Origin of the sequence: Streptomyces sp. NPDC093018, assembly GCF_040684035.1 — a bacterium.
GTDB classification, from domain to species: Bacteria; Actinomycetota; Actinomycetes; order Streptomycetales; family Streptomycetaceae; genus Streptomyces; species Streptomyces murinus.
The window spans coordinates 121584-139388 of sequence record NZ_JBFBFF010000004.1 but is presented as its reverse complement, the minus strand read 5'-3'; the positions used below and the strand labels follow the sequence as shown (position 1 = coordinate 139388).

The window sequence follows — 17805 nt, the reverse complement described above, 5'->3', positions numbered from 1 at the left end:
TGACCACTCTCCCGCAGATCCGCCGAAACCAGCCCGACGGATCCGGTGAAACAATCCCGCTATGGCAGAAATCATCCAGAAGGACGGCACCTGGGTCTTCGACGGCGACGCCCTGCGGCTCATCCCCGGCCGGGACAAGGGTGTCGGGCTGCTCCGCCGGGAACTGGGCGAACTCCTCATTCCTTTAAGTGCGTTGGCGTCCATATCCGTCGCGCAGGGCAGGCGGTCCGGGCTGCTGAGACTGCGGCTGCGCGACGGCGCCGATCCCCTGCTCCAGGCGACGGGCGGACGGCTGCGCGATGCCGACGACCCGTACCGGCTGGTCGTGGAGCCCGATCGGGGCGCCGTCGCCGAGTACTTCGCGCACGAGGTGCGCAACGCGCTGCTGCTGGAGGGGATTTCACCGGAGCCGACCGACCGGTATCTGCTGCCGGGTCCCGCGCTGCCGGTGTCCGCGTCCGCCGGGGACGGCAGCGCGAGCTTCGACGGGGAGCGGGTGCGGCTGGAGTGGAACTGGAAGACCGAGGACGCCAAGGCGCAGACCGGCACCCGGACCGTCCCGCTCGGCGAGATCCTGGGCGTGGAGTGGCAGCCGGCGTCCGGGCTGGAGAACGGTCATCTGCGATTCCTGGTCCGGGGCGCCCCGGCCGCCGGGCGGGCGAAGTACGACCCGAACGCCGTGGAGCTGTGGGGGTTCAAGAAGGATCCGCTGATGGCGCTGGTGGGGGCCGCCGTACAGGCGCGGCTGCCGCACCCCGCGGGGCGGCGGCCGGACTCGCCCGCCCTGCCCGCGCCCACCGAGCAGGCGCCGGAGCAGCCGCCCGCGGCGGACGCCGGTCATGACGCGCTGCTGCGGCGGTTGCGGGAGCTGGGCGAGCTGCGCCGCGACGGCGTGCTGACCGAGGAGGAGTTCACCCGGGCCAAACAGGCGGTCCTCGGTCAGCTGTGAGGCCCGTGTTCCCCCTCAGGCTGTCCGCTGCGCGACATCGGTAGTCCCGGTGCGTTGTTTCCGTCAGGTCGGTCGGTCCCTAGCGTGATCGGTGCGGCGTGGACCGCGCACGGCGGTGCTTCTCCGCGACTCCTCGACACCTGTCTCACCAGGGGGATTCATGTCCTTGACCGTGTCAACCGCACGCGGGGTGCCACCCGTGGCCGCATCGCGCCGATCGGGGCTGGTGCTGCTTCTGGTCTGTGTCGCGAACTTCATGCTGATGCTCGACGCGACCGTCGTCACCGCCGCCCTCGCCGACATCCGAGCGCGCTTCGACGCCTCCATCGACGGCCTCCAGTGGGTCGTCGACGCCTACTCGATCCCGCTGGCCGGGTTCATGCTGACCTTCGCCACGCTCGGCGACCGGCTCGGACGCAAGCGGATGTTCCTGTCCGGCATGGCCGTGTTCACCGGCGCGTCCCTGGCGTTGACGCTCGCGGACACCATTGTGCAGCTCGACGCCCTGCGCGCGGTCCAGGGCGTCGGCGCCGCGATGCTCTTCGCCACCGCGCTGCCGCTGCTGTCGGCCGCGTTCCCCGAGGCCGCGGCCCGCGCGAAGGCGATCGGCGTCTACGGCGCCGTGATGGCGGGAGCGACCGTACTCGGCCCGGTCATCGGCGGCGCGCTGGTGACGGAGTTCGGCTGGCGCTCGATCTTCACCGTCAACCTGCCCATCGGCATGGCGGTCCTGCTACTGGCCGCGCTGAAGATGCCCGAGCCGCCGCGGGCCTCCGGCCTGCGGACGGACGGGCTCGGCTCGCTGCTGCTCACCGGCGGCCTGGTGACCGGGGTGTTCGCCGTGACCCGCAGCAGCGCGCTCGGCTGGACGTCGCCGACCGTGATCGCACTGCTCGGCGCGGCGGCCGTGCTCGTACTCGGCTTTCTGGCCTGGCAGATGAAGGGGGCCAAGCACCCCTTGCTCGACCTCGCCATGGCGCGGAAGCCCGGGTTCGTCGGCACCGCGATCGTGTCCGTCGGGCACATGGCCACGCTGATGGCCGCGGCCACCTACCTCTCGCTCTTCCTCATGGGCACGCTCGACTGCACCCCGCTGCAGATGGGACTGCGGGTGATCCCGATCAGCGTCAGCGCGATGATCGCCGCTCCGCTGACCGCGGTCTTCGCGAAGAAGCTGCCGATCTCGGTCTCGCTGACGGCCACCATGGCGCTGGTCGCGGTCGGCCTGTTCCTCCTCGGCGGCTTCGGCTACCACGACAGCTGGACCCACTTCCTGGCCGGGGAGGTGATCGGCGGTGCCGGCCTCGGCGCGATCACCGCGGCCAACCAGGCCGCGTCCCTGACCTTCGCCGCACCGGAGAACGCGGGCATGGCCAGTGCCACCTTCGGCACGCTGCGGCAGGTCGGCATGGCGGTCGGCATCGCCGGGCTCGGCTCGATGTTCAGCCATGTGGCCGAGCAGCAGGCCGCCTCGGGGATCGCGGCGATCCCGGGCGCGCGGGCGGTGCCGGGAGAGCTGCGGGAACAGTTCGTCCACCAGGTCGGGTCCGCGTCCGGTCACCAGGTGGTCGCGGCGCTGCCACCGGGGCTGCGGGACAGCGCGCCCGCGCTGACCCGGATCGCCGACCACGCGTCGATCGACGCGCTCAACTCGATGCTGACCCTGGGCTCGGTCGTCGCCGCGGCCTCCGTGGTGCTCGCGCTGGCCGCCTTCGCGGTCGACCGCCGTCGGGTCGGCCGACGGGCGCCCGAGCGGGAGGTCACGGCGGGGTGAGTGCGGGCCCGGCGCCGCTCGCACCGAAGTACGCGGCCGGAGTGGCGCCGATCTCCCGTCGGAACGCGGCGACGAACGCGCTCGGGCTCCCGTAGCCGACCGCGCGGGCGACCCGTGCGACCGGCTGCCCGGCACCCAGCAGCGGCAGCGCGGCGCTGAGCCGCTGGAAGGTACGCCAGCTGGTGAAGCTCACCCCGGTCTCGGCCCGGAACCGGCGCGACAGGGTGCGGGACGAGGCGCCGAGCTCCCGGCCCCAGTCCGCCAAGTCCCTGCTGTCCGCCGGGTCCTGGCGTATCGCGAGGGCGATCCGCAGGGCCAGCGGGTCGGTGGGAAGGATCGTCGGGAGCGTGGTGACCGACAGGGGCTTCATCAGATCCCACAGCACCGCCGTGGCGCGGGCACGGCGGTCCGCGACGCCGGGGCCGTCGCCCAGTTCCACGAGGTAGGACAGCAACGGCCCGACCGGTCCGGTGGCATCGAGGACGGTCGGCGCCGCCCAGTGCAGCGGGCATTCGTACGGCTCGAAGTACAGCGAGAGCATCGCGCAGGAGGAACCGGGGAGGACGGCGTGGTCCACACCGCCGGGGAGCCACAGGGCACGCGAGCGCTGCACGACCCATTGGGAGCCGTCCACCGCCATCGTCAGCAGACCGGTCGGCACCCAGGTGAGCTGGTGCTGCGGGTGGCTGTGCGTGGGCAGACCCGCCCCGGGCGTGAGCGGGATGACGATGCTCGCGCGCGTCTCGTAACTGATGGTGATGCGCCCCGAGTTGGTCACGGGATCCGACTCTACCGGGGTCCGCCGCCGTACGGGTGACCGTCTTGCTCAGGCAAGCAAACACGGCTATGGTCTTGCTCATGCAAGCAGGAAACAGCACGGGCAAGCAACGAGCTGGCGGGCGGGCCAAGTCCTTCACGGAGACGGGCCGCCGCGCCCAGATCGTCACCGCGGCGATCGACGTCATCGCCGAGGTCGGCTATCAGCGGGCCTCGTTCATGAAGATCGCGCAGCGCGCGGGGCTGAGCAGCACGGGGATGATCTCCTACCACTTCGACGGCCGGGACGACCTGATGCGCGAGGTCGTCGCCGAGGCGATGCGGGTCGCGGACGTCTACATGCGCCCCCGCATCGAGGCCCACGAGCGCTACGCGGCCCGCCTGCGCGCCTCCATCGAGGGCAACCTCGATCTGCTCGCCGAGTACCCGAACCATCTGGCGGCGCTCGCCGAGGTCCTGGGCAACCTTCGTGGCGGCGACCCCGGCATGGTCGCGTTCACGCAGGGGATGGAGGCGATCCTCGCCTTCCAGGTGGAGCAGCTGCGCAAGGGGCAACAGGCGGGCGAGTTCCGCGACTTCGACCCGTGGGTGATGATGCGGGCGATCCGCGCCGCCATCGACGACGTCGTGCGCCGCGCCCGGGACGAGCCCGGCCTCGACGTACGCGCCACGGGCCGCGAGCTCGCAGACCTCTTCGACCGCGCCACCAGCGCCACCGCACGGTAATCACGGACACCACACATACGGGGGAAATCGCCATGAACACCCACCAGATACCGCAGACCGACCCAAACCCGGCCGCCGAGGCCGCCGCCACAGCGGCCGAGGCGGCCACGGCGGCCGAGGCCCGACGCCGTACCACCGCGCTCCGCCGGCAGATCGGCGCGCAGCTGCTCTTCGAACTCGTCCTGCCGCTCGGCTCCTACTACGGCCTGCGCGCCGCCGGCACCGGCCAGTGGCTCGCGCTGGTCGCAAGCGGCCTGCTGCTGGTTCCGTGGATCGTCTACGGCATCGTGCGCCGGCGGCGGGTCAACGCGATGGCCCTGTTCTCGCTGAGCCTGGTGGCCATCGCCACCGCGCTGTCCATGGTCACCGGCAGCCCCCGGGTGCTGAACCTCAGGGACAGCTGGGTCACCGCCGCGATCGGATGCTGGATCCTCGGCACCCTCCTCACCCGGCGCCCGTTCATCATGACCTCCTCACGCGGCATCGTCATCGCCAAGGTCGGCGAGGCCGGCCTCAAGGAATGGGAGGGCCGCTGGGACACCGAGCCGGCGTTCCGTCACCACCTGCGGACGCTCACGGCGGTGTGGGGCGCGGTGTTCCTGCTCGACGCGGTCCTGCGCGTCGTGCTCGTCTACACCATCTCGGTGGACGCCTTCCCGCTCACCAGCACCCTGCTCTGGCTGGCCATGCTCAGCGGCCTGATCGGGTTCCACAACTGGTACGTCACCCGCAACGGCCTGAAGGTCTGAGGGAATTGACGGTGGACACCGACATCGAGGTACTGATCGCGGGAGCGGGCCCGACCGGCCTGCTGCTCGCCAATGAACTGGGCCTGGCCGGAGTGCGCGCCGCCGTCGCGGAGCGGCTGCCGCACCGGACCGGCCACTCCAAGGCGCTCAACCTGCAGCCGCGCACCGCCGAGGTGCTGGACTGCCGAGGCTGGCTGGCACCGGTCCTGGACCGGTCGCTGACCCTCCTGCCCGCCGGCCACTTCGCCGGACTGCCGCTCGACTACAGCGCGCTGGACACGGCCTTCCCGCACCAGGTCGGCATCCCCCAGGCCCGCGTCGAGGAGTTCCTGGAGGACCACCTCGCCCGGTACGGCGTCCCCGTGCTGCGCGGACAGGAACTGACCTCGCTCCGGCAGGACGCGGACGGTGTCACCGCCACCCTCCGCGGCGCCGACGGCACCGAGTCCACCTGCCGGGCCCGGTACCTGGTGGGCGCCGACGGCGGGCGCAGCACGGTGCGCCACCTCCTGGGCACCCCCTTCCCGGGGCGGGACGGGCGCGTCGGCATGGCCGTCGCCGACATCGAACTCGCCCCCGCCGAGGGCGGATCGGACCGCCCGGACGAGTCCTGGCAGCTGCCCGACCTCACTCCGGACCCCGCGGGCGTCGCCTTCCTGCTTCCGCTCGGCGAGGGCGTGCACCGGCTGATCCTCGGCGGCCCCGAGCAGCAGGGCATCGACCGCGACGCCCCCGTCACCGACGACGAGGTGCGCACGGCGCTGGCCCGCTGCCCCGGCCCGCCCCGCGCACTGCGCGCCGTGCGCTGGGCCTCCCGCTTCACCGATGCCTCCCGGCAGGCCGAGCGCTACGCCGAGGGCCGGGTCCTGCTGGCCGGTGACGCCGCCCACATCCACGCCCCCGCCGGAGGACAGGGCCTCAACCTCGGCATGCAGGACGCCTTCAACCTCGGCTGGAAGCTGGCCGCCACGCTCCGGGGCCGGGCCCCGGACGGGCTGCTGGCCACCTATCACGCGGAGCGGCATCCCGTCGGCGCCCGGGTCCTGGCCAACACCCAGGCCCAGATGGTGCTGACGCTCCCCGACCCGGACGCCATGGTGGTACGCGAACTGCTCACCGACCTGCTCACCGTGCCCGAGGCGAACCGCCGGGTCGCCGCCATGATCGCCGGCACGGACATCCGCTATCCCATGCCCGGTACGCCGGACCATCCGCTGCTGGGGGCGCGGGCGCCCGGCGTCCGGCTGCCGTCCGGCCGGGGAGCCCTGCTCGCCGACGCCGCATCGGCGGTCACCGCCGCGGCGAGCGCCTGGGCGGACCGTGTCGACCGCCTCGGCCGCGGGTCCCTGGCCGACGAGGGCGAGGCGCTGCTGGTCCGGCCCGACGGATACGTCTGCTGGGCGGGCCCGGACGACGACACGCACGAACTGCGCTCCGCCCTCACGCGCTGGTTCGGCCCGCCCACGACCCCAGCCGCCGGTCCCGGCCCGGCCGACGAGTTCCGCTGATCGCCCCCTCGGGTGACGCAGAACACAGCGACCGAACAGGAGTTCAGAACCTCGCCCACCCGTCCGGTGCCCGATATCGGGCAGGATTCTTGCGAAACCCGCGCCGGTACCCGAGGATCTACGGGTGCACGACGAACTCGTAGATCATCTGACGCGGTCCACGCCCCTCGGCAAGGGCGAGGCGCTGCGGGTGATCCAGGACGTGCTCGCCTATTTCGACGAGTCGACGGAGGATTTCGTCCGTCGCCGCCACCGCGAGCTCCAGGCCCAGGGCCTGGTGAACGCGGAGATCTTCGAACGGATCGGGGCGGACCTCAGATATCGAGCGGTGGCACCGCCCGAGCTGACGCTCAGGCAGCTGCGCCGCATGGTCTACGGCTAGGAATACCTGCATATGTGCGGAATTGTCGGTTACATCGGGAAGCGTGACGTCGCCCCCCTCCTCCTGGAGGGCCTTCAGCGGCTGGAGTACCGCGGGTACGACTCCGCGGGCATCGTGGTCACCTCCCCGAAGGCGCCCGGCCTGAAGATGGTCAAGGCCAAGGGCCGGGTGCGCGACCTGGAGGTCAAGGTCCCGGCGCGCTTCAAGGGCACCACCGGCATCGCCCACACCCGCTGGGCCACCCACGGCGCCCCCTCCGACGTGAACGCGCACCCGCACATGTCGGGCGACAACAAGGTCGCCGTCGTCCACAACGGCATCATCGACAACGCCGCCGACCTGCGCCGCAAGCTGGAGGCGGACGGCGTCGAGTTCCTCTCCGAGACCGACACCGAGGTGCTCACCCACCTCATCGCCCGCGCCACCGCCGACAAGCTGGAGGACAAGGTCCGCCAGGCCGTCCGGCTGATCGAGGGCACCTACGGCATCGCCGTGCTGCACGCCGACTTCCCCGACCGCATCGTGGTGGCCCGCAACGGCTCCCCGGTCGTGCTCGGCATCGGCGAGAAGGAGATGTTCGTCGCCTCGGACATCGCCGCGCTGGTCATGCACACCCGGCAGATAGTGACGCTGGACGACGGCGAGATGGCCACCCTCAAGGCCGACGACTTCCGCACCTACACCACCGAGGGCACGCGCACCACCGCCGAGCCCACCACGGTGGAGTGGGAGGCCGAGTCGTACGACATGGGCGGCCACGACACCTATATGCACAAGGAGATCTTCGAGCAGGCCGACGCGGTCGACCGGGTGCTGCGCGGCCGGATCGACGACCGCTTCTCCACCGTGCACCTCGGCGGCCTCAACCTGGACGCCCGCGAGGCCCGGCAGATCCGCCGGGTGAAGATCCTCGGCTGCGGCACCTCGTACCACGCGGGGCTCATCGGCGCCCAGATGATCGAGGAGCTGGCCCGCATCCCCGCGGACGCCGAGCCGGCCTCCGAGTTCCGCTACCGCAACGCGGTCGTGGACCCCGACACGCTGTACGTCGCGGTCTCCCAGTCCGGTGAGACGTACGACGTGCTCGCCGCCGTGCAGGAACTCAAGCGCAAGGGCGCGCGGGTCTTCGGCGTCGTCAACGTGGTGGGTTCCGCGATCGCCCGTGAGGCGGACGCCGGGATCTACGTCCACGCGGGCCCCGAGGTCTGCGTCGTCTCGACCAAGTGCTTCACCAACACCACGGTCGCCTTCGCGCTGCTCGCGCTGCACCTGGGCCGCACCCGCGACCTCTCGGTGCGCGACGGCAAGCGGATCATCGAGGGCCTGCGCAGGCTGCCCGACCAGATCACCGAGATCCTCAAGCAGGAGGAGCAGATCAAGGAGCTGGCCGAGCTGTACGCCGACGCCCGCTCGATGCTCTTCATCGGCCGGGTCCGCGGCTACCCGGTCGCCCGCGAGGCCTCCCTCAAGCTCAAGGAGGTCTCGTACATCCACGCCGAGGCCTACCCCGCCTCCGAGCTGAAGCACGGCCCGCTGGCCCTGATCGAGCCCGCGCTGCCGACGGTCGCGATCATCCCGGACGACGATCTGCTGGAGAAGAACCGCGCCGCGCTGGAGGAGATCAAGGCGCGCGAGGGGAAGATCCTCGCGGTGGCCCACCAGCACCAGGAGAAGGCCGACCAGACGATCCTCGTCCCGAAGAACGAGGACGAACTCGACCCGATCCTGATGGGCATCCCCCTCCAGCTCCTCGCCTACCACACGGCGAAGGCCCTGGGCCGCGACATCGACAAGCCGAGGAACCTGGCGAAGTCGGTGACGGTCGAGTAGAAGGCCGAGTAGAAGACATGGCGAAGGCGCCCCTGCCCCTTGGGAACACCAAGGGGCAGGGGCGCCTTCGCATCGGCCGGCTCATCGGCCCACACCTGCATACCCAAAGAGGCCGGTGACCGCATTGCTGCAGGTCACCGGCCTCTTATGAGGAGGGTGAGTGACGGGACTCGAACCCGCGGCATCCTGGACCACAACCAGGTGCTCTACCAGCTGAGCTACACCCACCATGACCGGCGCTTGGAAACTTGTCGTTTCCCCGACCGGCCGAGAAGAAGTCTACAGGGTCCGAGGGGGTGCTCGCGCACAGGTTTTCGCGCGGCCCCCCAGCGGACCCCGAACGGCCTCCGGGCGGACCCGGGGCGGCCTGTTCCGTCGGCTACTTCGCCGCCGGCAGCACGTGCTTCGCCGCGATCGCCCGCGCCGTCTCCGAGTCCGGTCCGGGCTGCGGGACGAAGACGGCCTCGCGGTAGTAGCGCAGCTCGGCGATGGACTCGCGGATGTCGGCGAGCGCCCGGTGGTTGCCGTTCTTCTCCGGGCTGTTGAAGTACGCCCTCGGGTACCAGCGGCGGGCCAGCTCCTTGACCGAGGAGACGTCCACGATCCGGTAGTGCAGCCAGTTCTCCAGCGTCGGCATGTCCCGCAGCAGGAAGCCGCGGTCGGTGCCGACCGAGTTGCCGCACAGCGGAGCCTTGCCGGGCTCCTTCACATGCTCCTTGATGTACGCCAGGACCTGCTCCTCGGCGTCCTCAAGGGTCGTACCGTTCGGGAGCTCGGCGAGCAGCCCGGACGCGGTGTGCATCTGACGCACCACCTCCGGCATCGTCTCCAGCGCCCGCTCCGGCGGGCGGATGACGATGTCCACCCCCTCGCCGAGTACGTTCAGCTCGGAGTCGGTGACGAGGGCGGCAACCTCGATGAGAGCGTCGTCGGACAGCGAGAGGCCGGTCATCTCGCAGTCGATCCACACCATGCGATCGTTCATGCGACCACCCTAAGGCGGACCTCGCCTTTTGGATGCCCCGCGGCGGCCCGGAAGTCGGCGGAGAGGCGGGGGCGAAGCAAGAGGCGGGGACGAAGCAAGGGGTGGGGACGGAACGGAGGGTACGGAGGGTGGGGACGAAGCGAGGGGGTACGGAGTCTGGACCCCGTACCCCCTCACCCGGCCTTCCGGCTTCGTACGTCCGCTCAGCTTCCGGAACGCGGTCCCGGCAGCAGCGTCATCGCCCCGGCCGCCGCCGTGCGCCTGCTCTGCATCGGCACCCCGTTGTCCCGCTCGGCGTGCAGCATCGACGGCATGGCGCCCAGCGGCCCCGGACCCGGCAGCCCCGCGGGCGGCAACGGCTGCCCGGCGGACTGCTGGAGCGCGGCCTCCGACTCACCCGGCTTGTCGGCACCGGGCCGACGGGCCCGGTACGCGGCCCGGTACGCGGCGGGCGAGGAGCCGAGCTGGCGGCGGAAGTGCCCGCGCAGCGCGACCGGCGAGCGGAACCCGCACCGGCCGGCCACCTCGTCCACCGAGTAGTCCGACGTCTCCAGGAGCCGCTGCGCCTGGAGCACCCGCTGGGTGATCAGCCACTGCAGCGGCGCGCTCCCGGTGAGCGAACGGAACCTGCGGTCGAACGTACGGCGGCTCATGTACGCGCGTGCCGCCAGCGTCTCCACGTCGAACTGCTCGTGGAGGTGCTCCAGCGCCCAGGCGACGACCTCGGCGAGCGGGTCGGCGCCGATCTCCTCGGGTAAAGACCGATCGAGGTAGCGCTCCTGACCGCCCGATCGGCGCGGCGGGACCACCAGCCGACGGGCCAGCGCGCCGGCCGCCTCATTGCCGTGGTCCGTCCGCACGATGTGCAGACAGAGATCGATTCCGGCCGCCGTACCCGCGGAGGTCAGCACGTCGCCGTCGTCGACGAACAGCTCCCGCGGATCGACGTGCACCGACGGATAGCGCTTGGCCAGCGTCGGCGCGTACATCCAATGGGTGGTCGCCGGGCGGCCGTCGAGCAGTCCGGCGGCCGCGAGCACGAACGCTCCGGTGCACAGTCCTACGATGCGGGCGCCCTCTTCGTGCGCCCGGCGCAGCGCGTCGAGCGCCTCCTCGGGCGGTGGTGCGGTGATCGAGCGCCAGGCCGGTACGACGACCGTTCCGGCGCGGGCGATCGCCTCCAGCCCATGCGGTGCGGTGAGTTCGAGACCGCCGGTGGTCCGCAGCGGACCTTCCTCGCCGCCGCACACCAGCAGTCGGTAGCGCGGCACCCCGGCGTCCTGGCGGTCGATGCCGAACACCGACAGCGGTATGGAACTCTCGAAGATGGGGCCGCCGCTGAACAGCAGCACCGCGACGATCTCCTTGCGGCGACGCCCGGACAGTTTCCGGACAGCGGCTTCCGGCGCGGCAGTGGAGTCGTGGCTCATACTGCTAAGCCCCCCTCGGTGGTCGCGGCTCCTCGGTTGTGTCGCTCCTGCACGTTTCCCCTCGGTCCTGCACGAGTCCCCCGCCGTAAAGACAGTCAAGATCGAAATCTACTGGGTCCCGCGGACGCACGGTGACCAGTTCCAAATGCGGCACATTGTCGACATGACAACTTGGCGTGAAGCATTCGATCACGAAGCGTTGCACTCGTGGGCCGTGCAGGGAAGTGCGCCTCGGGGCAGTGGCCAAACCGCGTAGGGTGCGCAGCGCCCCGTAGACCCTTTCCGTGCAGGTGGAACGGGGGTTGGGGGGTACCGGGGACCCCCCTTGGGCGATATCCAGAAGTTGGCTGAAAAGAAGCGCTTGGAGGCGCGGAAACCGGTCAGTCGACCGGTGTCCGCTCCCGGGTGTGACGTCCACCTCTTTGCACGCCGCAACGCCCGCCGCTCCGGGCACCGTTACGGCCCTCGCCCCGGCCGCCGTCCCGCCCGGCCCCCCGCGTCCCGGCGCGCCGTGCTCCACGCCCCCGGCTCCTGCCCGCACCCCGGCGCGCGCCGCGCCGCGCCCCGCGCTCCGAACGCCGCAGCAGAAGCCGGCACGCGCTCGTGACGGCGGCCAGGCCCAGCGCGGTGCCCGTGGCGCCGGCGAGCGAGGTGCCGTACCAGAGCAGGACCACCGGGACGAGGACGCAGGTGAAGGCGGCCCAGCGGATCAGCTCGCCCGTGCTGTCCTGTGCGCCGGGCTCCTCGTGGCGGGACCGGGGTCCGGACATCTCGTACTCCCTGTGGCGGACCGTGTCGGCCGGTGGCGCCTGGTGGCTCCCCGTGGCGGTGGCTCACCCTCTTCAACGCCCGGCCGACCGGTCGGTCACCGGCCGTGCGTCCGCGAACGCTGTGCAAAGCGCCTGTACGGGGCAGCAAGCATTGCGTAACGGGCGCGGCTCGTGCATGCTCCGGTGAACCCCTACGGATGTCGGGGTGCCGCTTACGGAGCGTGCAAGCGATCTGGGCTCGGGAGGCGTGCCGCCGTACCCTTGGGGGTATGGGGTGGGGAAGATGTTTCCCGGACACAGCTCCGCTGCACACTGTCGTCCCATCCCATAAAGGATCACAACGCCGAGACAGCCATGGCCGGTCACGAATTCTTCGAACCCGCGGACCGCAAGCGACCGGTCGCCGATCCTACGGCGGCCGATCCCCAGGCGGCCGAAGAGTCACGTCATTCCTGCGACCCCGCCTTCCGGCACGGAGTCGTCGTCGGCTTCGACGGCTCCACCTCCAGTGAGCGCGCCCTCGCGTACGCGGTCGGCATGGCGCACCGTTCCCACTCCGGTCTGATCATCGTGCATGTCGCCAACCGGTTGCCCACCACGGTGTGGGCGGGCTGCGAGCCACCGGTCTTCGTGGACGTGCCGGATCACCGTACGGAGGTGCTCGGCCTCGAACTCGCCTGTGCGGACTATCTGTCCGAGGTGCCCTGGATCCTCGTCGAGCGCGGCGGTGACATCTGCCACGAGCTGGAGGAGGTGGGGCGGGAGTACGAGGCGGACGCGATCGTCGTCGGCTCCACGCACGGGATCGTGGGCCGGATCTTCGGCTCCGTCGCGGGCCGCCTCGCCCGCCGGGCACGACGGCCGGTGATCGTCATCCCCTGAGGGGTTCCCCCTGAGAGCACCGCCGGCCTACCGGGCTACACCCCTACGGAGGCCGGAGGAACACCGACCCCTCGGTGGGAGGCCCACGCCTCATACGCCCGGACCATGGCCCTCAGCCACCCCTCGGCGGGCCTGCGCCGGGCGCGCTCGCGGTACATCCGAAGTCCGGCGACCGCAAAGGCGTCGACCGCCTCCGGCTCCGCCTCGCGCCACGCGGGAACCCGGGCCGCCCACTTCTCCGCCTCCCAAAGTTAAAGCCTTGTACGAGGGTTGGGGCTACCGCACGGTGGGGGAGACGCAGCCCCATGACGACTCCCCGCTGTACTCCGGCATGGTGCGGCAACTCTGAGAGCCCCCAGAGAACAGTGCGAACCCCCTACGACGACGCCCGCACCACCAGTTCCGTCGGCAGCACCGCGTGCCGTCGTTCGCCCCGGCGGAGTCCCGAGGGGCGTTTGTCGGATATCTCGGTCAGCAGGAGGTCGATCATGGCGCGGCCCATGTTGTCGATGGGCTGGCGGACGCTGGTCAGGGGCGGGTCCATGTGGCGGGCGATGGCGGAGTCGTCGTAGCCGACGAGGGCGACGTCGTCGGGGATGCGCAGCCCGGACTCGCGCAGGACCTGGCGGGCTCCGGCGGCCATGACGTCGGAGCCGGCGAAGACGGCGTCCAGGTCGGGGCGCCGGGACAGCAGGGCGGACATCGCCTTGCGGCCGCCCTCCTCGGTGAAGTCGCCGGATTCGACCAGGAGTTCGTCCACCTCATGGCCCGCCGCGCGCAGGGCGTCGCGGTAGCCGTCGACGCGGCGGCGGGCGCCGTAGACGTCCAGGCGGCCGGTGATGTGGGCGACGCGGGAGCGGCCGCGCCCCAGCAGGTGCTCCACGGCCGCGCGGGCGCCGCCGTAGTTGTCCGAGTCGACCGAGGTCAGCGTCTCCGTGGCCGAGCGCGGGCCGCTGACCACGGCCGGGATCTCCAGCTGGGAGAGCAGCTCGGGGAGCGGGTCGTCGGCGTGCACCGAGACCAGGAGGACGCCGTCGACGCGGTGGGCGGCCAAGTACTCGGCGAGGCGCCGCCGTTCCCGGTCGTTGCCCGCGAAGATCAGCAGCAACTGCATCTCGGTGTCGGCCAGTTCGGCGCCGACCCCGCGCAGCATGTCGGAGAAGTACGGCTCCGCGAAGAACCGGGTCTCCGGCTCGGGGACGACCAGCGCGATGGCGTCGGTGCGGTTGGCGGCCAGTGCGCGGGCCGCCGTATTGGGGACGTAGCCCAGCTCGGCGACGGCAGCCTCCACCGCGGCGCGGGTCGCGTCGCTGACCCGGGGCGAGCCGTTGATCACCCGGGAGACCGTGCCCCGGCCGACCCCCGCACGCGCGGCGACCTCCTCCAGCGTGGGTCGGCCCCCGCTCCGGCCCCGCACTCCGTGGCTCGCCATGCGCTCCGCCTCCCTCACTTCCTCCGGCTGGCCGCTTCCTCCGGTTGGCTGGAATCTAACAGTCCCACCCGGGACCCCATCGGCCCCGTATGCCCCTGGCGCCCCGAACGCCCCACCTGTGCGGGCCAGTTAACGCTCCGATAACTGAACCCAACCCCCCGCGTCAGGTCCCTTGACACCCCGCTCCGAACCGACGACTCTTCAAGCCATCACTTGTGGGAGCGCTCCCACAGTACCTGACACCTACACAACCCGCACGTTCCCCGCCCGAGCCGCAGCGCGTGACGAACGGGCCCGATTCCATGCAGTCGGCCGGGGGGTCGGCACGTCAGGCAACAGGAGGACGCAATGCGCACGAACTTCCGCCGGTCCAGGCGGATGATGGCCCTGGCGGCCGTCGCCGCGCTGACCACGAGTTTGTTGGCCGGCTGCGCCAAGGACGCCAAGGACGGCTCCTCGGACAACGCGGACGGCGGCAACGGCAACGGCAAGATCACGCTGACCGTCGGGACCTACGGCGTCTTCGGCTACAAGCAGGCCGGCCTCTACGACGAGTACATGAAGCTGCACCCGGACATCAACATCAAGGAGAACGTCACCACCCGTACCGACGTCTACTGGCCGAAGGTGCTCACCCGCCTCCAGGCCGGCTCCGGCACCGATGACATTCAGGCCATCGAGATCGGCAACATCACCGAGGCCGTGCAGACGCAGGCCGACAAGTTCGTCGACATGAGCAAGTACGTCGACAAGTCCCAGTGGCTGGACTGGAAGAACGCCCAGGCCACGACCAAGGACGGCAAGCTGATCGGGCTCGGGACCGACATCGGCCCGATGGCGATCTGCTACCGCAAGGACCTGTTCCAGAAGGCGGGCCTGCCCACCGACCGGGACAAGCTCGCCCAGATGTGGAAGGGCGACTGGGCCAAGTACGTCGACGTCGGCAAGCAGTACATGCAGAAGGCGCCCAAGGGCACCAAGTACGTGGACTCGGCGGCCTCCGTGTACAACGCGGCCCTCGGTGGCGGCGCGGACCGCTACTACGACAAGGACGGCAACGTCATCTGGGACAAGTCGCAGGGCGTGAAGAAGGCCTGGAACGTGGCGATGACCGTCGCCACCAGCAACATGTCGGCGAAGCTCAAGCAGTTCGACCCGACCTGGGACCAGGGCTACGCCAACGCCTCCTTCGCCACCGTCGCCTGCCCGGCCTGGATGGTCGGCTACATCGAGCAGAAGTCCGGTGACTCCGGCAAGGGCAACTGGGACGTGGCGGCGGCGCCCACCGCGTCCAACTGGGGCGGCTCCTGGATCGGTGTGCCGAACGCGGGCAAGCACCAGAAGGAGGCCATCGCGCTGGCCAAGTGGCTGACCGAGCCCGCGCAGCAGGAGAAGGTGTTCTCCAAGCAGGCGAGCTTCCCGTCGACCCCCTCGGCCTACCCGGACCTGAAGCCGGCCGCGGACACCACCGCCTACTTCTCGAACGCGCCGCTCACCCAGATCTTCTCCGACTCGGCGAAGACGATCCCGACGCAGATCTTCGGCATCAAGGACCAGCCGATGACCACCGCCATCACGGACGTCGGCATCCTCCAGGTCGAGCAGAAGGGCAAGACGCCGGCCCAGGGCTGGGACGCCGCGTCCAAGGAGATCAAGGACGTGCTCGGCCAGTGACCAGCTCCAACGAGGCTCTCGCGCACTCCGCGTCGAGCGCCGAGGCCGCGCCCGGCACCCCGCCGGGCGCGGCCCGGGGCGCTCACGGCCCCGGCGGGCCGTCGGCCGGCTCCTGGCGCAGCCGGCTCTACCGCTGGGACATGAAGGGGTCGCCATACGCGTTCGTCGCCCCCTTCTTCATCCTGTTCGGGGCCTTCACCCTGGTCCCGCTGCTCTACACGGCCTGGTACTCACTGCACAATGTGCAGCTTTCCTCGCTGGACCACCAGACCTGGACCGGCCTGGACAACTACAAGAACCTGTTGTCCTCGGACTTCTTCTGGAACGCGCTGAAGAACACCTTCACCATCGGTGTGATCTCGACGGTGCCGCAGCTGCTGGCCGCGCTCGGGCTCGCCCATCTGCTGAACTACCGGCTGCGCGGCTCGACCGTGTGGCGCGTGGTGATGCTGACCCCGTACGCCACCTCGGTGGCCGCGGCGACCCTGGTGTTCACGCTGCTGTACTCGTGGGACGGCGGCATGATCAACTGGCTGCTGCACTTCGTCGGGGTGGGCCCGGTCAACTGGCGTGAGTCCGACTGGGGTTCGCAGTTCGCGGTGTCCTCCATCGTGGTCTGGCGGTGGACCGGCTACAACGCGCTGATCTATCTCGCCGCCATGCAGGCCATACCCGCCGACCTGTACGAGTCGGCGGCGCTCGACGGTGCCAACCGCTGGCAGCAGTTCCGCCATGTCACCGTCCCGCAGCTGCGCCCGACGATCCTGTTCACGGTCGTGGTCTCCACCATCGGCGCGACCCAACTCTTCGGTGAGCCGCTGCTGTTCGGCGGGGTCAGCGGGTCCAAGGGCGGCTCCGAGCACCAGTACCAGACGCTCGGTCTGTACATGTACGACCAGGGCTGGATCGTCGGCAACCTCGGCAAGGCGTCCGCGATCGCCTGGTCGATGTTCCTGATCCTGCTGATCATCGCCGCGGTCAATCTGCTGCTCACCCGACGGCTGAGGAAATCCCAATGACCACCAGTGAACTGACGCTGCCGCCGAAGGCGCGGCCCACGCGCACCCGGCGCCGGGTGCTGGGCGCCGGCAAGCAACTGCACGCGGGTCCGGTGACGTACGTCGTCCTGGCCGTCTTCGCGCTGGTCTCGCTCGCCCCGCTGGTGTGGACGGCGATCGCGGCCTCCCGCACCGACCGGCGGCTCGCGCAGACCCCGCCCCCGCTGTGGTTCGGCGGCAATCTGTTCAGCAACCTCCAGGCCGCCTGGGACCAGGCCGGGCTCGGCACCGCGATGGTCAACTCGGTGTTCGTGGCGGGCACCATCACGGTCAGCACGGTGCTGTTCGCGACGCTGGCCGGGTTCGCCTTCGCCAAGCTCCGGTTCCGCTTCTCCGGGCTGCTGTTGCTGCTGACCGTCGGCACCATGATGATCCCGCCGCAGCTGGCCGTCGTACCGCTGTATCTGTGGATGGCGAACCTCGGCTGGTCGAACCAGCTCCAGACGGTGATCCTGCCGAGCCTGGTGACCGCCTTCGGCACCTTCTTCATGCGGCAGTACCTGGTACAGGCGCTGCCCTCGGAGCTGGTGGAGGCGGCGCGGGTGGACGGGGCGAGCAGTCTGCGCATCGTCTGGCACGTGGTCTTCCCGGCCGCACGGCCCGCGATGGCGGTGCTCGGGCTGCTGACCTTCGTGTTCGCCTGGAACGACTTCCTGTGGCCGATCATCGCCCTGAACCAGCAGAACCCGACCGTGCAGGTGGCCCTGAACTCGCTGGGCACCGGCTATGTCCCGGACCAGTCGGTGATCATGGCGGGCGCACTGCTCGGCACCCTGCCGCTGCTGATCGCCTTCCTGCTGTTCGGCAAGCAGATCGTGGGCGGGATCATGCAGGGCGCGATCAAGGGTTGAGCCCGGCCGGCCGATCACCCCGCACGGG

Annotated in this window: 17 protein-coding genes and 1 tRNA gene; 12 read left to right on the top strand and 6 right to left on the bottom strand. The window is 70.7% G+C overall.

Annotated features, from left to right (window positions below; all coding sequences use genetic code 11):
* Nucleotides 1–61: 61 nt before the first annotated feature.
* Entirely contained in the window at nt 62–949 is an 888-nt protein-coding gene (locus tag AB0N90_RS11195) for a DUF4429 domain-containing protein (protein WP_365195032.1), read from the top strand.
* Nucleotides 950–1148: 199 nt separating this feature from the next.
* Complete coding sequence (locus AB0N90_RS11190) at nt 1149–2723, top strand: MFS transporter (RefSeq protein WP_365195030.1); 1575 nt, start codon at nt 1149–1151, stop codon at nt 2721–2723.
* Here AB0N90_RS11190 and AB0N90_RS11185 read toward each other — a convergent pair.
* On the bottom strand, nt 2710–3501 hold the full coding sequence (locus AB0N90_RS11185) for a helix-turn-helix transcriptional regulator (RefSeq protein ID WP_365195027.1): 792 nt from the start codon (nt 3499–3501) through the stop codon (nt 2710–2712). The genes AB0N90_RS11190 and AB0N90_RS11185 overlap by 14 nt on opposite strands.
* Nucleotides 3502–3581: 80 nt before the next feature.
* On the opposite strand from AB0N90_RS11185, the gene AB0N90_RS11180 reads away from it, so the two are divergent.
* From AB0N90_RS11180 to glmS, 5 genes are all read left to right on the top strand, one after another.
* Nucleotides 3582–4226: a TetR/AcrR family transcriptional regulator gene (locus AB0N90_RS11180; protein ID WP_365195025.1), complete on the top strand. Its 645-nt coding sequence runs from the start codon at nt 3582–3584 to the stop codon at nt 4224–4226.
* Between the two features lie 32 nt (nt 4227–4258).
* Nucleotides 4259–4975: a VC0807 family protein gene (locus tag AB0N90_RS11175; protein WP_365195023.1), complete on the top strand. Its 717-nt coding sequence runs from the start codon at nt 4259–4261 to the stop codon at nt 4973–4975.
* An 11-nt stretch (nt 4976–4986) separates the two neighbouring features.
* A complete protein-coding gene (locus AB0N90_RS11170; RefSeq protein WP_365195020.1) occupies nt 4987–6483 on the top strand; it encodes an FAD-dependent monooxygenase in 1497 nt (498 codons plus the stop codon).
* A 124-nt stretch (nt 6484–6607) separates the two neighbouring features.
* Nucleotides 6608–6865 carry a hypothetical protein gene (locus tag AB0N90_RS11165; protein ID WP_361668462.1) on the top strand — a complete coding sequence of 86 codons (258 nt, stop codon included), beginning with the start codon at nt 6608–6610 and terminating at the stop codon, nt 6863–6865.
* 12 nt (nt 6866–6877) lie between these two features.
* Nucleotides 6878–8695, top strand: coding sequence for a glutamine--fructose-6-phosphate transaminase (isomerizing) (gene glmS, locus AB0N90_RS11160; RefSeq protein WP_365195017.1), 1818 nt, complete (start codon nt 6878–6880; stop codon nt 8693–8695).
* 155 nt (nt 8696–8850) lie between these two features.
* On the opposite strand, the gene AB0N90_RS11155 is transcribed toward glmS, so the two are convergent.
* The 4 genes from AB0N90_RS11155 to AB0N90_RS11140 form a co-directional block, all read right to left on the bottom strand.
* Nucleotides 8851–8923, bottom strand: a tRNA-His gene (locus tag AB0N90_RS11155).
* A 151-nt stretch (nt 8924–9074) separates the two neighbouring features.
* The gene (orn, locus tag AB0N90_RS11150; protein ID WP_361668466.1) at nt 9075–9680 is read right to left on the bottom strand and encodes an oligoribonuclease; all 606 of its coding nucleotides are present in this window, start codon (nt 9678–9680) and stop codon (nt 9075–9077) included.
* Nucleotides 9681–9883: 203 nt separating this feature from the next.
* Complete coding sequence (locus tag AB0N90_RS11145) at nt 9884–11110, bottom strand: helix-turn-helix domain-containing protein (RefSeq protein WP_361668469.1); 1227 nt, start codon at nt 11108–11110, stop codon at nt 9884–9886.
* A gap of 380 nt (nt 11111–11490) precedes the next feature.
* Entirely contained in the window at nt 11491–11880 is a 390-nt protein-coding gene (locus tag AB0N90_RS11140) for a hypothetical protein (protein ID WP_361668472.1), read from the bottom strand.
* Between the two features lie 354 nt (nt 11881–12234).
* Here AB0N90_RS11140 and AB0N90_RS11135 point away from each other — a divergent pair, with 354 nt between their 5' ends.
* Together AB0N90_RS11135 and AB0N90_RS11130 are read left to right on the top strand one after the other, a co-directional pair.
* Nucleotides 12235–12762 (top strand): universal stress protein, encoded by a 528-nt coding sequence (locus AB0N90_RS11135; RefSeq protein ID WP_361668474.1) that lies wholly within the window; start codon nt 12235–12237, stop codon nt 12760–12762.
* Between the two features lie 259 nt (nt 12763–13021).
* Nucleotides 13022–13111, top strand: coding sequence for an acetyltransferase (locus AB0N90_RS11130; protein ID WP_365195011.1), 90 nt, complete (start codon nt 13022–13024; stop codon nt 13109–13111).
* Nucleotides 13112–13138: 27 nt separating this feature from the next.
* On the opposite strand, the gene AB0N90_RS11125 is transcribed toward AB0N90_RS11130, so the two are convergent.
* Nucleotides 13139–14194, bottom strand: coding sequence for a LacI family DNA-binding transcriptional regulator (locus AB0N90_RS11125; RefSeq protein WP_365195009.1), 1056 nt, complete (start codon nt 14192–14194; stop codon nt 13139–13141).
* Nucleotides 14195–14542: 348 nt separating this feature from the next.
* Between AB0N90_RS11125 and AB0N90_RS11120 the strand changes: the two genes are divergently transcribed.
* The 3 genes from AB0N90_RS11120 to AB0N90_RS11110 are packed head-to-tail and all read left to right on the top strand — an operon-like array spanning nt 14543 to nt 17777.
* Nucleotides 14543–15868 (top strand): ABC transporter substrate-binding protein, encoded by a 1326-nt coding sequence (locus tag AB0N90_RS11120; protein ID WP_365195006.1) that lies wholly within the window; start codon nt 14543–14545, stop codon nt 15866–15868.
* Nucleotides 15865–16887: a sugar ABC transporter permease gene (locus tag AB0N90_RS11115; protein WP_365195003.1), complete on the top strand. Its 1023-nt coding sequence runs from the start codon at nt 15865–15867 to the stop codon at nt 16885–16887. The genes AB0N90_RS11120 and AB0N90_RS11115 overlap by 4 nt, the downstream gene beginning before the upstream one ends.
* The gene (locus AB0N90_RS11110) at nt 16884–17777 is read left to right on the top strand and encodes a carbohydrate ABC transporter permease (RefSeq protein WP_361668483.1); all 894 of its coding nucleotides are present in this window, start codon (nt 16884–16886) and stop codon (nt 17775–17777) included. The genes AB0N90_RS11115 and AB0N90_RS11110 overlap by 4 nt, the downstream gene beginning before the upstream one ends.
* Nucleotides 17778–17805 lie beyond the last annotated feature (28 nt).

Coding starts and splice junctions, on each gene's coding strand:
- AB0N90_RS11120 (WP_365195006.1), top strand. CDS start 14,543: ATGCGCACGAACTTCCGCCGGTCCAGGCGGATGATGGCCCTGGCGGCC.
- orn (WP_361668466.1), bottom strand. CDS start 9,680: ATGAACGATCGCATGGTGTGGATCGACTGCGAGATGACCGGCCTCTCG.
- AB0N90_RS11145 (WP_361668469.1), bottom strand. CDS start 11,110: ATGAGCCACGACTCCACTGCCGCGCCGGAAGCCGCTGTCCGGAAACTG.
- AB0N90_RS11135 (WP_361668474.1), top strand. CDS start 12,235: ATGGCCGGTCACGAATTCTTCGAACCCGCGGACCGCAAGCGACCGGTC.
- AB0N90_RS11125 (WP_365195009.1), bottom strand. CDS start 14,194: ATGGCGAGCCACGGAGTGCGGGGCCGGAGCGGGGGCCGACCCACGCTG.
- AB0N90_RS11175 (WP_365195023.1), top strand. CDS start 4,259: ATGAACACCCACCAGATACCGCAGACCGACCCAAACCCGGCCGCCGAG.
- AB0N90_RS11195 (WP_365195032.1), top strand. CDS start 62: ATGGCAGAAATCATCCAGAAGGACGGCACCTGGGTCTTCGACGGCGAC.
- AB0N90_RS11140 (WP_361668472.1), bottom strand. CDS start 11,880: ATGTCCGGACCCCGGTCCCGCCACGAGGAGCCCGGCGCACAGGACAGC.
- AB0N90_RS11110 (WP_361668483.1), top strand. CDS start 16,884: ATGACCACCAGTGAACTGACGCTGCCGCCGAAGGCGCGGCCCACGCGC.
- glmS (WP_365195017.1), top strand. CDS start 6,878: ATGTGCGGAATTGTCGGTTACATCGGGAAGCGTGACGTCGCCCCCCTC.
- AB0N90_RS11180 (WP_365195025.1), top strand. CDS start 3,582: ATGCAAGCAGGAAACAGCACGGGCAAGCAACGAGCTGGCGGGCGGGCC.